The organism is Geobacter metallireducens GS-15 (assembly GCF_000012925.1).
In the GTDB taxonomy this organism is placed as follows: Bacteria; Desulfobacterota; Desulfuromonadia; order Geobacterales; family Geobacteraceae; genus Geobacter; species Geobacter metallireducens.
Window position 1 is genome coordinate 1,830,047 of the sequence record NC_007517.1, and the last position, 14,051, is coordinate 1,844,097.

10 protein-coding genes are annotated in these 14,051 nt (G+C 56.6%); 8 read left to right on the top strand and 2 right to left on the bottom strand.

Annotation, left to right across the window (positions count from 1 at the left end):
- Positions 1 to 72 precede the first annotated feature (72 nt).
- From GMET_RS08205 to GMET_RS08215, 3 genes are all read left to right on the top strand, one after another.
- Positions 73 to 822 (top strand): DUF58 domain-containing protein, encoded by a 750-nt coding sequence (locus GMET_RS08205; protein ID WP_238379000.1) that lies wholly within the window; start codon positions 73 to 75, stop codon positions 820 to 822.
- Entirely contained in the window at positions 809 to 2,743 is a 1,935-nt protein-coding gene (locus tag GMET_RS08210; RefSeq protein ID WP_004511430.1) for a transglutaminaseTgpA domain-containing protein, read from the top strand. The genes GMET_RS08205 and GMET_RS08210 overlap by 14 nt, the downstream gene beginning before the upstream one ends.
- 112 nt (positions 2,744 to 2,855) lie before the next feature.
- Entirely contained in the window at positions 2,856 to 4,853 is a 1,998-nt protein-coding gene (locus GMET_RS08215; RefSeq protein ID WP_004511429.1) for a tetratricopeptide repeat protein, read from the top strand.
- An 89-nt stretch (positions 4,854 to 4,942) separates the two neighbouring features.
- Here the strand turns inward: GMET_RS08215 and GMET_RS08220 are convergent, their stop codons facing one another.
- On the bottom strand, positions 4,943 to 5,650 hold the full coding sequence (locus GMET_RS08220; RefSeq protein WP_004511428.1) for an energy transducer TonB: 708 nt from the start codon (positions 5,648 to 5,650) through the stop codon (positions 4,943 to 4,945).
- Positions 5,651 to 5,782: 132 nt separating this feature from the next.
- Positions 5,783 to 8,041: an NADP-dependent malic enzyme gene (locus GMET_RS08225; RefSeq protein WP_004511427.1), complete on the bottom strand. Its 2,259-nt coding sequence runs from the start codon at positions 8,039 to 8,041 to the stop codon at positions 5,783 to 5,785.
- A 284-nt stretch (positions 8,042 to 8,325) separates the two neighbouring features.
- Between GMET_RS08225 and GMET_RS08230 the strand changes: the two genes are divergently transcribed.
- From GMET_RS08230 to panB, 5 genes are all read left to right on the top strand, one after another.
- Positions 8,326 to 8,814: an HIT family protein gene (locus tag GMET_RS08230; protein ID WP_004511426.1), complete on the top strand. Its 489-nt coding sequence runs from the start codon at positions 8,326 to 8,328 to the stop codon at positions 8,812 to 8,814.
- 21 nt (positions 8,815 to 8,835) lie between these two features.
- Positions 8,836 to 9,810, top strand: coding sequence for an ROK family protein (locus tag GMET_RS08235; RefSeq protein ID WP_004511425.1), 975 nt, complete (start codon positions 8,836 to 8,838; stop codon positions 9,808 to 9,810).
- Positions 9,807 to 10,898: a 6-phosphofructokinase gene (locus tag GMET_RS08240; protein WP_004511424.1), complete on the top strand. Its 1,092-nt coding sequence runs from the start codon at positions 9,807 to 9,809 to the stop codon at positions 10,896 to 10,898. Before GMET_RS08235 ends, GMET_RS08240 begins: the two co-directional genes overlap by 4 nt.
- 126 nt (positions 10,899 to 11,024) lie before the next feature.
- Entirely contained in the window at positions 11,025 to 13,016 is a 1,992-nt protein-coding gene (locus GMET_RS08245) for a methyl-accepting chemotaxis protein (RefSeq protein ID WP_004511423.1), read from the top strand.
- 231 nt (positions 13,017 to 13,247) lie between these two features.
- Positions 13,248 to 14,051, top strand: coding sequence for a 3-methyl-2-oxobutanoate hydroxymethyltransferase (gene panB / locus GMET_RS08250; protein WP_004511422.1), 804 nt, complete (start codon positions 13,248 to 13,250; stop codon positions 14,049 to 14,051).

Sequence of the window (14,051 nt, forward strand, 5' to 3'; positions counted from 1 at the left end):
CTGCTCGGTTTCGCTGCGGTCAATACGGGGAACAACCTCCTTTTCCTCGTGGTGTCGGCCCTCTTGGGCTTCATGACCGTCTCCGGGATCCTCGGTTGGCTCAATATCCGGTATCTGGACGTTGCGGTCCGTCTCCCCGATGAGATCTACGACGGCCAGGAGACCTACGTGACGCTCATGGTGGAAAACCGTAAGCGGTTGCTCCCCTCGTTTCTGTTGCGGATTGGAGTGGAAGAGGCCCACGCCGATTTTCACCTGGTGGAGCGGAGTGCCACCGAATCCGGCACCCTGGCGATGACGTTTAAGGGGAGGGGGCGGAAAGAACTCATTCAGGCTGTGGTCAGTTCACCGTTCCCGATAAATTTCTTTATCAGGAGCACGACGCTCCCGCTTGATGCCCGCTGCATCGTCTTTCCCCGGCCCCGCCCCTGCGGGCCGCCGGAAGGTCCGGCAGATGCGCGGAGCAGGGGGGCCGCCCGGAGCGTCGGACGGGGCTATGAGGGGGAAATGGAGACCATCGCCGACTACACGGGTGTCGAACCGCTGAAACTGATCCATTGGCGCCTCTCGGCCCGCCACGAGAATCTCAAGGTGAAGCGGTTGACCTCCCTGGCCGACGTCCCTCTCATGATCGATGTTGCACAACTCCCGGGCCAGAGTCTGGACGAGAGGCTTTCGTGCGGAGCCTGGATCGTGAATCGCTCCATCAGGGTAAACCGTCCGGTGGGGCTTATCACCGGCACTAAGGTTATCGGACCCGACACCTCCCGATTGCACCGACTCAAGCTCCTCACGGAACTCGCTCTCCATGGTTCCTGTTAGCTCCCTCATCACCGTCCTCGCCTATGCGGTTGCCGCTCTCGGCTACCTGCCGGTGGCCCCCCACGTGGACCTTGCGGTGCGGCTCGCCTTTCCTCTGGCGTTCGCGGCAGGGATATTTCTGGACCGGAAGGGTAAATACCCATTTACCGGTATACCCTCAACCGTCGTTACCGTCATCTTCTTTGTCGTCTACTTTATGCAACTCAGCATGGCAAACCCCGCGGCGCCGGTGGTCAATTTTTTCGTGGTGCTGCTCTCTGTCCGGCTCGTGAATGAAAAGACTCCGCGCAACCTCCTTCAGATCTTCGCCCTGGCCCTCTTCGCCCTGGCCGGTTCGTCCCTCTTCAGTCTGAGCGCCGTATTCCTCGTTTACCTCTTTCTTCAGTTGGGCCTGATCGCCGTCTCCCTTGTTCTTCTTACCTTCCACTCCGTTGATGCGCGCCTGCGCCTCACGCGGAGAAGTCTGGCGCGGGTGATCGGCGTGGCTCTTGCCATGCCCGCGGCCTCGGTGCCGTTGCTCCTGATATTCTTTGTCATTCTTCCCCGAACCCAGTACCCGCTCCTCAACTTTCTCAATGTCCCGGGAGAGCGGGCCACCGGCTTCAGCGACAGGGTCGAACCGGGGAAGGCGTCGAGCATCGGCGACGTGAAGACTGTAGCTTTCCGGGCTGAATGCGAGCAGCTTGGCCGCAATGACCTCTACTGGAGGGGAATCGTCTTTGACACCATCTCCGGCGCCACCTGGGTGCGGAGTGGAAAGCGCCTCGTTGAAGTTTCCGCCACTCCCCGGGGAAAAACAATTCGTCAGGTCGTTTACCCTGAACCGTCACGGAACAGCTATCTCCTGGCCTTGGACGTACCGCTCCAGATTGACGGTGTGAGGGCAAGCCAGGACGCCGATTTCACTTTCACCCGGCGACCGTCGGGGAGCGGTCGGATCCGCTACGAGGCGAGGTCGGTGCTCACCGGCGCCATTCCCGTCCCCCGGGGGATTGACCGATCTCACTACCTTCGCCTCCCCGGACGGGTTTCCGCTCGGATCGCTGCCCTGACCGGGGAGTTCACGGTCGGCAGCCCGACCGATGAGGAGCGGTTGAACCGTGTCGAGACATGGTTCAGGCGGCAGGGTTTCCGGTACGCAACCAGCGGTCTTCCCGTCACTGCCGACCCAGTGGATACCTTTTTGTTCGTGAGGCGGACAGGCCATTGCGAATTCTTCGCCTCTTCCTTCGCGACCCTCCTCCGTCTGGCAGGGGTGCCAGCACGGCTTGTAGGAGGGTACTACGGCGGCGACTACAATGATGTTGGCGGATACTACGCGGTAACCGAAGACCGGGCCCATGTCTGGGTCGAGGCGTTTGTTAAGGGAAGGGGGTGGGTGCGGGTCGATCCGAGCTCCTTCGCGTCCAACTTTGATCGCACCACAACATCCAGCCGCGGTTTTGCCACTAAGATCACGGCACTGCTGGATTCATTCACCTGGTACTGGAACCAGGCGGTCATTACCTATGACCTCCAGAAACAGGTTGACTTCATCCGTCGTGCAAACCGTCAGTTCAAGGGGCTCTCCCTCGCCCTTGATCCCCGTCTGCTTCCCCAGGCACTTGCCCTTGCCGCAGTCCTGACACTCTCTGTCTGGTGGATTACGGCTCGAAGCGGAAGGACTCCGGAAGAGCGCATACTGCGGAGCTTTCTTGCAAGGGTCGAGAAAGTTTATGGAATCCCTCGCAATCATCGATCGCGAGGACTTCATGAGCTTGCGCATATGGTTGATGACTCCGCAGTAGCTATTTTCGTGGATATTTGGGGTGGAGCAATCTATCGGGACCGACGGCTCTCCAGGGAAGAATGCCGGCAACTTAAACAGATCATCAATACTATCGGCGATGGGAGGCGGAAGGAGCCTGGCAAGCAAGGCTGATGCACTGATTTCAGGTAGTTCCGGGCGGTTCATATACCTTGACAAGGTGCCCTGTTTCCTTTAGTTTACAAACGATATTCGTTACCAAATCATGGCTGGATCCGGATAGGCTTTGAGTCCCAAGAAAGACAAATTCCTCGACAACGCACAAAAATTCCTGGTTAAGGGTCAGCTGGACCGCGCTCTCCGGGAATATGAGCAAGCGGTCGCCATAGACCCGAAAGACGTACGGGTCCGCCAGAAGTACGCCGAGTTACTGGTGCGCGCAAACCGCAAAGATGACGCGCTCAAGGAATTCGAGGTCATTGGCAAATACTATTCGGACAACGGCTTCTATCTCAAGGCGATTGCCGTCTACAAACAAATCCAGAAGCTTACCCCCTCCAACCTGGACATTTCCCTCACCCTTGGCGCCCTCAACGAAAAACAGGGTCTCATCGGTAATGCCCTTGCAGAATACAAATTCGTTTTCGATCACTACGAGCGGAGCAACCGCTTCATCGACGCTGTTGCCGTTCTTGAAAAGATGCTCGCAGCCGACCGGGATAATCTGAATATTCGGCTCAAACTCGCCGAGACGCGGCACCGGGCAAACTTGATTGACGACGCCTATCATGACTACACGGAGCTGGCCCGTGAACTCAGGTCGAAGGGAGACAATGCGGCTTACACACGCGTCTGCGAACGGATAGCAAGCATGTTCCCCGACCGTAAGGACTTTCTTCTCACTGTAGCGGAAAATCAGATCAGGGACGGAAAGGCAGCTGCCGCAATCCCCGTGCTGAAACAGATCGTCGGCGATGACCGCTGGAACCCAAAAGCGCTCTACCTTCTGGCGGACGCTGCCCGTGCGGTGGCTGATCCAGCCATGGTCAAGGGGGCCTATGGTCAGATAATCAAGCGCTTCCCGGGTGAGATCACGGCCATCAAGGGATTCCTTTTCAGCCTGAAAGCTGAAGGGAATGTTGATGAAGCAGTTCGGGTGCTCCGCCACGTTGAGCCGGAACTTATAAAGGCGGAACCGGAAACCCTTGAGCAGTTCTATCTCTCGTTCAGAGATCTTTCGCCCGATCATCCCGGCATCGCCGAGGGGCTTTTGAGAATTCGCGGGACAGCGGGTGTCGATGAGCCTGAACCTATGGTTGAACAGGTGCCGGACGTGGCGGAGCCGGAAAAAGAAGCGGATTTTGCTCCTCAGCCCGAAGAGTCGGATTCTGTCATGGAAGAGCCCCCTGCCGAAGACATTCCATGGGAAGAGGAGATCGACATCTCCTTTGACAGTGATGGTGCCTCCGTTGAGGGGAATCGGCCAACCGAAGGGGAGGCTTCAGAGTCTCCGTCGTTTCTGCACGATGAGGGGATGAGCCTCGTGGAAGCCGACGAGAGTCCCATCAGGTTTGATGACTCGTCGGAGGAAGAGACCCGTGAGGTAGAAGTAGAATTAGCCGATTTTTCGTCGATTACTCCCGACTGGCTCGACGGGGTACCTGACAGTGCCATGGATAAGCCCGGAGAAACGACTTTCTCCGAGGGGCTTTCCCTCGATTTCACCGATGGTGAACTGGAGGATGTCATTCCTCCTCCACCCCTCGACTCGCCGATGCCAAAGCCGGACAAATATGGCCTCGACGGCCTTTTTTCCGCCTTCAAGAAGGGGGTCGGGGAACAACTCACCCAGGATGACACCGAATCACACTACAGCCTCGGCATTGCCTACAAAGAGATGGGGCTTTTCGACGACGCCATAGTTGAATTCCAGTCTGCCGCCCGTGATCCGCGCCGCCTTGCAGACTGTATCACCCTTCAGGGGATCTGCTCTCGAGAGAAGGGGGATCCAGCCAAAGCCGAGGAGTATTTCCGCTCAGGGCTCGCCGTGGAGGGGCTTAACCGCGAAGAGCGACTCTGCCTGACCTATGAACTGGCACTTCTCTACGAAATGATCGGAGATAGGACCCGTGCCCTTGCGGGCTACCGCGAAGCTTTGGCGCTCAACCCCGGTTTCCGGGACGTTGCGCAGAAGATCGCCATTCTTCGGTCTGACGGAGATACCCATGACGCAGCCGATTTGGAACTGCTGGATCTCGACGAGGTAGAGGAAGGGGCGGGGTAATTCCCGCTCCTTTTCTGTAGAGTGGCCCCTTGGGAAAAAACAGAAAGTTGAAGCTCTCGCAAAACAATTCTTTTCAAGAGCCTCAGTTGTTACGAAAAGAGGAGGCCTCGGGGGGCCATGAGGCGCAAGGGGGCCTGAAAGAACTCCCCGGGGTAGCTGTCCGGCAGTGGAGGGAGATTGGACGCTGCTTGAAGGGTATCCATGATCAGCCGGTCGTACTGATCATTGCCTGAGCTTCTAATCAGCCGCACATCCAGAAGTTCCCCGTTTTTTCTCACGGTAATCGTAACGAGGGCCTCCTGCCGTCCCGGTTCCATGCCAGTACCGCTCGCCGCATCCCACCACTGTTCGTTAACCCGCTCCACAAGCTCAAAATAGTACTCCCGCACATCGCCGCGCAGAGTTTCTCCGTCGGCAAGGCTCCTGAAAAATCCCCGGGTAAGGCCGTCAGAAAGGGAAGAAACACTGGTTTGAGGGGGCACCGGAGGAGGAAGTTCCTCCATGGGCGTCGGCGAAGGCTCGGGAAGGGCTTTTTCTTCATGCGTGGGGAGCACCATCTGTTTCTGGGCCGGTGAGACAGGTCGCTGAACGGCTGTTGCTCCCACCGGGGGCTTTGTCAGTGGGGCGGCGGCATCCGTAAGATCCACCATGACGATCGACTCCGACGCGAGGCCGGTAAGACGGCCGGGGAAGAGTGATGCGAGTGCGGCAAAAGAGAGGTGTAGCGCCAGCGAGAGGACTAACGTTCCGACGAACAGAGTCCTGGCGGGCCTGTGCAAGTGCGGGTGATGCTCCATCGGTAAGCTCCCGTGCAAGGGGATCGCAGTCGATATGATTAAGACGGAATTTTATCAAAGTATCCAGACGGATGGCAAGAGAAAGGGGGCTCATGGCCCCCTTCGTTGTTCTGCATTTCTTATGTGAAGCTATTACGAATTCTGGGCATCCACCACTGCAAGCGCCGCCATGTTCACGATGTCGCTCACATCGTCACCCCGCTGGAGGACGTGAACCGGTTTCTGCATTCCCATAAGAATCGGACCGATCGCTTCAGCCCCGCCTAGATGGTGGAGGAGTTTGTAGCAGATGTTTCCGGAGTTCAGGTCGGGGAAAATCAGGACGTTGGCCGCCTCCTTGAGGGAGGCAAAGGAGAAGCTCTTCTGCAGCATCTCCGAGACGACTGCGGTGTCCGACTGCATTTCACCGTCGACGATAAGATCGGGAGCCTTTTGTTTGACGATCTCGACGGCACGCCTGACCTTCTGGGCCTGGGGATGGTTGACGGAGCCGAAGTTGGAGAAGGAGAGCATGGCGATTGTCGGCTCGATGTCGAGCATGCGGACTTTTTCCGCCGCAAGAATGGCGGTTTCCGCCAGTTCTTCCGGAGTCGGCTCGATGCAGACCGTGGTATCGGCCATGAAATAAATCCCCTTCTTGAAGACCATCATGTAGAGACCGTGCACGCTGGACAGACCCGGCTGTCTGCCGATGACCTCAAGGGCCGGACGGATGGTCTCGGGGTAATGGGTGTCGATGCCGGAGAGGAGGCAGTCCGCATCCCCCATGTGTACCATCATACAGCCGAAATGGGTGCGGGATTTGCGGGTCATGATCCGGCGTGCTTCAGTGAGGGTCAGTCCCTTGCGCTGCCGCAGGCTGAAGAGTTCCTGGGCATATTCTTCGGAACGCTCAAAGGTGGCCGGGTCAATGATCTGGACACTGCCGTTGAAGTCGAGTCCCAGTTCCGCCATCTTTTCCCGGATCTTGTCCTGGTTGCCGATGAGGATCGGTTTGGCAATCTCTTCTTCAATGAGAATCTGAGTCGCCCTGAGGATTTTTTCGTTATCTCCCTCGGGGAAGACGAGCTTCCTGGGATCGGCTTTGGCCTTGTTAATGATCATCCGCAGGGCTTCCTTTGCTTTACCCTGCAACGACTCAAGATGCTCAACGTACTTCTCCATATCCTCGATGGGCTGGCGGGCCACCCCCGATTCCATGGCCGCTTTGGCAACTGCCGGTGCCACCCGCAGGAGGGCACGGGGGTCAAAGGGTTTCGGAATGATGTAGTCGCGGCCAAAGGAAAACTTCACGTTGCCGTAAGCGCGGCAGACCGAGTCGGGGCATTCCTCACGGGCAAGCTCGGCAAGGGCGAAAACAGCAGCCTTCTTCATCTCCTCGTTAATGGTAGTGGCCCGGACATCGAGGGCTCCCCGGAAGATGAAGGGGAAGCCGAGGACGTTGTTCACCTGGTTCGGATAATCGGAACGGCCGGTGGCGATGAGGACATCGCCCCGCACGGCATGGGCCTCTTCCGGCGATATTTCCGGGTCCGGGTTGGCCATGGCGAAGATAATGGGATTCTTGGCCAGCTTGCGCACAATCTCCGGCGTGAATGCCCCCTTGGAGGAGAGGCCGTAGAGGACGTCGGCCCCTGTCGCGGCCTCTTCCAGGGTGCGCAGAGGGGTGTCCACGGCGAAGCGTTCCTTATACTTGTTCATCCCCTCGGTGCGTCCCTTGTAGATGACACCCTTGGTATCGCACATGACGAGGTTTTCCTTCTTCACCCCCAACGAGATGGCGAGGTTGGCGCAGGCGATGGCCGAGGCCCCGGCCCCGTTCACCACGATGCGAATATCCTCGATCTTCTTGTCGATGATCTCCAGCGCATTGGTGAGGGCGGCGGCGGAGATGATGGCGGTGCCGTGTTGGTCGTCGTGGAAGACCGGGATGTTCATGGTCTTCTTGAGCTCTTCCTCGATATAGAAGCACTCGGGGGCCTTGATATCCTCCAGGTTGATGCCGCCGAACGTGGGCTCGAGGAGTTGGCAGGCTTTGATCACCTCATCGGGGTTCTCGGTGTTCAGTTCGATGTCAAAGACGTCGATGTCGGCAAAGCGCTTGAAGAGGACGCCTTTCCCTTCCATGACCGGTTTGCCGGCAAGGGCGCCGATGTTCCCGAGCCCCAGGACCGCGGTGCCGTTGGAGACTACGGCGACCAGGTTTCCTTTCGCGGTGTACTTATAAGCATCCTCAGGGTTTTTCTCGATTTCCAGGCACGGTTCGGCAACGCCCGGGGAGTAGGCAAGAGAGAGGTCCCGCTGGGTAAGGCAAGGCTTCGAGGCGACGACTTCTATCTTTCCTTTGCGTCCGCTCGAATGGTATTCCAGGGCATCCTGTTTTTTGCTCATGTGATTCCTTGCTCCTTTCTTTGTGGACAAATTTCAGTCATAATAAAAATTGCTTCGCTTTAATTCAGCCGTGTTACACGGTTTTATTTTGCTGATTTCTCATAAAATTGAGACACCTTAGACCTTGTTTTAGTCCTTTGTCAAGGTCAAATTACAGTATCGCTAAAAAAACATTTTATTTAGTTTGCGGGGTGAAATGTCTCGTGAATACTTGTATTTGAAGCAAAGTTCGTTGATAATTCCCGTGATGTGGACAGATAAATAACCGCGGAGAAGGGGGAGTGATGGAAAGAATCTGGGCGCCGTGGCGCATGGATTATATTCTCGATGAAAAGCCGCATGGCTGCATTTTTTGCCTGGATGCACGGACGGACGAGGATCGACAGAATCTTGTTCTCTACAAAACGCCGTTATCGTTGGTGATGCTTAATCGTTATCCCTATACAAATGGTCACCTGATGGTGGCGCCACGACACCACACTGCGGAACTGGACTCCCTGACGGACGTCGAGATGCTTGACCTTTTCCGAACCGTTCGGCTCTGCAGAAGCGTTCTTGAGGAGGAAGCCTCACCCCAGGGATTCAATATCGGGCTCAATCTCGGCCGGGCAGCCGGGGCAGGGATAGAAGACCACCTCCATATCCATATCGTTCCGCGCTGGAATGGCGATACAAATTTCATGACGGTTGTCGCCGACGTACGCGTTGTCCCTGAAGGGTTGCTGACTACCTACGACCGGCTTTATCCCCGTTTTGCGGCCCGCACGCAATAGAGCACGAGGAGTTCTGCTCCCATGAATGGCAACAAGCGCGCCTATATCGGCATAGACATAGGAGGTACCAATCTCCGCATGGCTCTCATTGATGAACGGGGCGCCATTATCCACAAAACCAAGAGCAGGACCGATATCCACCATGGTCGATCCTCTTTCCTCTCGCGCCTTGGCAAGGGGATTGAGTCCCTGCTGCTCGCGGCCAGAGATAATAACATCGAACCTGCCGGGCTGGGGGCAGGGGTGCCGGGACTCATTGCCAATGACGGCCATGTGTATGTTTCGGTGAACCTCAGGCCATTGGACGGGGTAAATCTGCGGGATGAGCTTCAGGCCATGAGCGGGCTCCCCGCAGTGGTGGCGAACGATGTAAACGCGTTTGCCTTCGGAGAGAGCGTCTACGGGGCGGGCAGGGACTATCGGTCATTTCTTATGGTTACCCTCGGCACTGGCGTTGGGGGAGGTCTGATCCTCGACGGCAAGGTCTGGAGCGGAATCGACGGGGTGGCAGGCGAGTTTGGCCACATGACCGTGGAATCCGAGGGGAGGCCCTGTCCCTGCGGCAACCGCGGTTGTCTCGAGCAGTACGCATCCGCAAGCGCCCTGGTTTCCGCGGCAAGAGAGATGATCTGCCAACAGAAGGATGTATTCGGGGCGCAATGCGACATGGACGCCATTTCAACCAAAATACTTGCCGCTGCGGCACTGGACGGTAACCAGGCGGCGTTGGGCCTCTTCGCCGATGCCGGACGGTATCTGGGGATCGCTGCCGCGTCGGTTGCCAATCTCCTTAATCTCGAAGCGATAATTCTCGGGGGAGGAGTCTCCTCGAGTTTCAACCTCCTGTGCGAGAGCATGAGACGGGAAGTTCTTGCCAGGGCCTTTCCCATTCCGGGCAAGCGCCTCGTTATCCGCCAGGCTTCCCTGGGAGACGACGGTGGGATTCTCGGCAGTGCCGCACTGGCAAGGAGTTTTCTTCAGGAGGGGAAACCATGAAACGGAAGATCGGCATCCTTACGGGAGGGGGAGACTGTCCCGGCCTCAACGCGGTGATACGGGGCGTGGTGAAGAGCGCCATCATCGGGAGGGGATGGGAGGTGGTCGGTATCGAGGACGGATTCGACGGCCTTCTCTACGACCGAACCCCCAGACCACTGGGGCTTGAAGACGTGAGGGGAATCCTTCCGCGGGGAGGAACGATCCTTGGCACCTCCAATAGGGGCAATCCCTTTTCCTACCCCATTGAGGTTAACGGTAAAACTGTGCTGACTGATGTGTCCGACCGGGTTGTGGAGCGGGTCAAGGACCTCGGGATCGACGCCATCGTGGCAGTGGGGGGAGATGGTTCCCTCAAGATCGCCCTGGAGTTGATGAAAAGGGGGGTGCCGGTGGTTGGCGTCCCGAAGACAATTGACAACGATCTAATGGAAACCGATGTCACCTTTGGTTACAACACGGCCCTGGAAACAGCCACTGATGCCCTCGACAAGCTCCATTCGACGGCCGAGAGCCATCACCGTATCATGATCATGGAGGTGATGGGGCGCTATGCCGGCTGGATCGCACTGGAGTCGGGTATCAGCGGCGGTGCGGACGTGATCCTGATCCCCGAGATCCCCTTTGAACTGAAGGCCGTCTGCAATGCCATTGAAGGCCGGCGCCGGCGAGGCAGCAAATTCAGCATTGTGGTGGCGGCCGAGGGAGCCTTTCCCCGGGGCGGTACGCGGGTCGTCCAAAAAAAGGCCGATGAAACCATGGCAATCGAGCGGCTCGGCGGCATCGGCAACTTTGTGGCCCACGAACTTACCTCCTGTCTCGATATGGACATCCGGGTGACAGTGCTCGGCCATCTCCAACGGGGAGGGTCCCCCTCAACCTTTGATCGCTGTCTCGGGAGCCGATTTGGCATCGGTGCCGTTGAGCTTATCGAAAGGGAGCAGTACGGAGAGATGATCTGTCTCAAGGGAAGAGCCATCCGTTCCGTTCCCATTGAAAAAGCTGTCCGCAAGCTCAAACTTGTCGATCCCCGAGGACAGATGGTAACCGCTGCCAAAGAGCTGGGAATCAATGTCGGAAGGGAGTGAGAATTGACTTTAATCCCTCCGCGCTATAGAGTGTGACGATATTTCTCTGAAGAAACTCATGCAGCGACCGATGTTATTATGTATGAACCTCTTTCGGGGTACGATTCACATGGAGGGAAACCGTTTATGGATTCCGGGGCTGTCGTGAAGAATAGAAGTATTCGCTACGGGCTTTTCGGGTGTATTCTGGGTATCAGCGCCCCCATAGGGTGGACGCTCATCCGCCTGATTTTTTTCGCCAATCCCGACCAGTCTCTCCTGTCGCGAGTTTTTGGCGATATCGTTAAATCCCCCTTTAATATCGCACTGTATACCTACATGGGAATCGGCACCGCAGGTGTGCTCGCCGTGCTCGGCTACTATATCGGCAAGACGACTGATGAACTCCATAGCCGGGCTTCGGAACTGAATGTTCTTCATCAGGAGGTCGCTTCTCAAAAGGAAATTTTTGAACAGCGTTACCGTGCCCTCGACAGCAACATCAAAAACTTTCACCAAATCAGCAGTAAAATCCAGAAATCCATTGACATCGAAGAGGTTCTGCTCCTGTGCGCTGAAGGGCTCCACGATGTCCTCGGTTACGAGCGGGTCTCCATCCTGATGGCCGACGAAGGGCGCTCCAATCTTTCTTTTGTGGCGTCCGTCGGCACACCGGACTTCAACCCCCAAGGAGTCAGCATCCCTCTTGATATCCGTAGCGGAGTCATTTTCAAGTGCTTTGCGGATCGGCAGATCTACATGATCGACGACCTCAGCACGTATCCGGCTGACTTCCGGCTCAAGCCTCCCTACGACGCCATCCGTGCGTTGCGCTCCAGGAGCTTTGTTCTCTGCCCCATCATCGTGAAGGGTGAATCAGTGGGGGTATTCGGCATCGACAACCGGCAAAGCCGGCGTCCTCTCAATGACACCGATGTCGACACCATCAGGCTTTTCGCCGACCAGGCAGCCTCGGCCATCATCCGGATCAACCTCCTGAAGGCAATCGGAACGCTCACCTCTGAGCTGGAAACCACTTTCTCCGACCTGCTTAAGAACCGCGACCACTATTCCCGCTACGTAGTAAATCTCAAGGATGCGGTCAATTCTGTTGCCGACGGTACCGCTCACATCGCATCCGCCGCCGAAAGCGTCCTTGCCTCCGTTGATGAGACAAGTTCGTCGGTGAGCAATATTTACGTATCCATCGAGCAGGTTACGAAAAATCTCGATTATCTTTCCGAATCTATCGAAAAATCGGTGTCGGCCATGGAAGAGCTCAACTCCACCATCAAGAATGTTGAGCAGAGTGCCGCGATCTCGCACCAGGTTTCAAGCAAGGTAAAAGAGGAAGCTGACCGGGGGAGGCGTGTGGTGAAGGAGACCATCGCGTCGCTGGCCGAGATCCAGCGTTCGGTTGAGCTTTCCTTTGATGCCATGAAGCGGCTCACGGAAAACAGCGGCCGTATCGAGAGCATCGTAGGGGTTATCAACGACATTACCAAGCGGACCAATCTCCTTGCTCTCAACGCCTCAATCATCGCTGCCCAGGCCGGAGAATACGGCAAGAGCTTCGGTGTTGTTGCCGATGAGATCCGTAACCTTTCGCTCCAGACCGGTCAGTCAACCGGTGAAATCACCGGCATCATCGAAGAGATCATGAATGAGTCCCACAGTGCCGCCCAGAACATTTCCGCCTCCAAGGAACTCGTGCAGAAAGGGGTGGAACTGGGGGGGGTTATGGGGCAATCGCTCCAGGTGATTCACGAGAGTTCGGCCCGATCACTGGACATGACCCAGGAAATTAAGATTGCAACCGAAGAGCAGGTCCGCAGCGTGCAGCTTGTCACCCATTCCATCGAAAACGTGAGCAGCATGAGTTCTCAAATATTCAAGGCGTCCAAGGAGCAGTCCGATGCCGCCATGAGCATTGTCCGTTCCGTTGATACGATTAAGGAAATGACCCAGGAAATGGTCAAGGCGACCGTCAAACAGGTGGAAGACGGCAGCGAGATCAAGCAGTCGGTGGAAGCCGTGGGCGAGATGGTAACCAAAATATTTGAAGACATGGAAGTTCGGCGCGGAGAAAGCTCCGCCGTAGTGAGAGAACTTGAAATGATGAAGAAAATCGCCGAATGAATTTAATGGACAGTCTCATCTGATTTATGGTAAACAATAACCGTGTTCTATAAATGACCCGCAACGCTGGCGGAGTCGAAAATCTGTTCACGACAAATTGATACTGCCTGGATTCGTACGAACCGGGACGGATGGCAATAGCCGCAACGACAAGGAAATAGCTTTTTCTCTTGGTCTTGGTACATGCGCCTCCGGAACCCCGGTGGCGCATTTTTGTTGTGTGGAGCAACCGTGAACCGCAAGAAGACAATTATTGACATCCAGAAGATGAAGGCAGCCGGCGAGAAGATAACCGTCCTCACCAGCTATGATTACCCCTTTACCCGCGTAATGGATGAATGCGGCATTGACATGATCCTCATCGGCGATTCCGTGGGCGTTGTCTTCAGTGGGTATGACAACACCCTGCCGGTCACGATGGACGAGATGATCTATCACACCCGGGCGGTGGTGCGGGCCCGGCCCAAGGCCCTGGTTGTGGCCGACATGCCGTTCCTCTCCTACCAGACCGACCTGCGGGACGCCCGTCTCAATGCCGGCCGTCTCGTGAAGGATGGGGGGGCGGAAGCCGTCAAGCTGGAAGGTGGGAGCCATGTGGCCGATACCATCCGCGCCATTGTCGACATGGATATTCCGGTTATGGCCCATATCGGTCTCACCCCCCAGTCGATTCACCGGATGGGGGGGTACAAGGTCCAGGGGAAAAAGGAAGAGCAGTCCCAGCGGCTTCTGGATGATGCCAAGGCCATTGAAGAAGCCGGCGCCTTTGCCGTGGTTCTGGAGGGGATCCCGCTGAAACTGGCGGAAAAGATCACCGAAGAGCTTTCCATTCCCACAATCGGCATTGGCGCGGGGCCCCACTGCGACGGTCAGGTGCTTGTGATCCATGACATCCTGGGACTGTGCGAGAAATACTCTCCAAAGTTCGTGAAACGTTACGGGGACGCCAATGCGCTGATAACCAGCGCGGTTTCCTCATACATCGCCGAAGTGAAGAAAGGAGAATTCCCCGACGAGGGGCATTCATTCAGCTGA

What these genes read in the sequence shown, in the direction of transcription:
- GMET_RS08205 (WP_238379000.1), top strand. Translation starts at nt 73, where the DNA reads ATGACCGTCTCCGGGATCCTCGGTTGGCTCAATATCCGGTATCTGGAC.
- GMET_RS08210 (WP_004511430.1), top strand. Translation starts at nt 809, where the DNA reads ATGGTTCCTGTTAGCTCCCTCATCACCGTCCTCGCCTATGCGGTTGCC.
- GMET_RS08220 (WP_004511428.1), bottom strand. Translation starts at nt 5,650, where the DNA reads ATGGAGCATCACCCGCACTTGCACAGGCCCGCCAGGACTCTGTTCGTC.
- GMET_RS08225 (WP_004511427.1), bottom strand. Translation starts at nt 8,041, where the DNA reads ATGAGCAAAAAACAGGATGCCCTGGAATACCATTCGAGCGGACGCAAA.
- GMET_RS08230 (WP_004511426.1), top strand. Translation starts at nt 8,326, where the DNA reads ATGGAAAGAATCTGGGCGCCGTGGCGCATGGATTATATTCTCGATGAA.
- GMET_RS08235 (WP_004511425.1), top strand. Translation starts at nt 8,836, where the DNA reads ATGAATGGCAACAAGCGCGCCTATATCGGCATAGACATAGGAGGTACC.
- GMET_RS08240 (WP_004511424.1), top strand. Translation starts at nt 9,807, where the DNA reads ATGAAACGGAAGATCGGCATCCTTACGGGAGGGGGAGACTGTCCCGGC.
- GMET_RS08245 (WP_004511423.1), top strand. Translation starts at nt 11,025, where the DNA reads ATGGATTCCGGGGCTGTCGTGAAGAATAGAAGTATTCGCTACGGGCTT.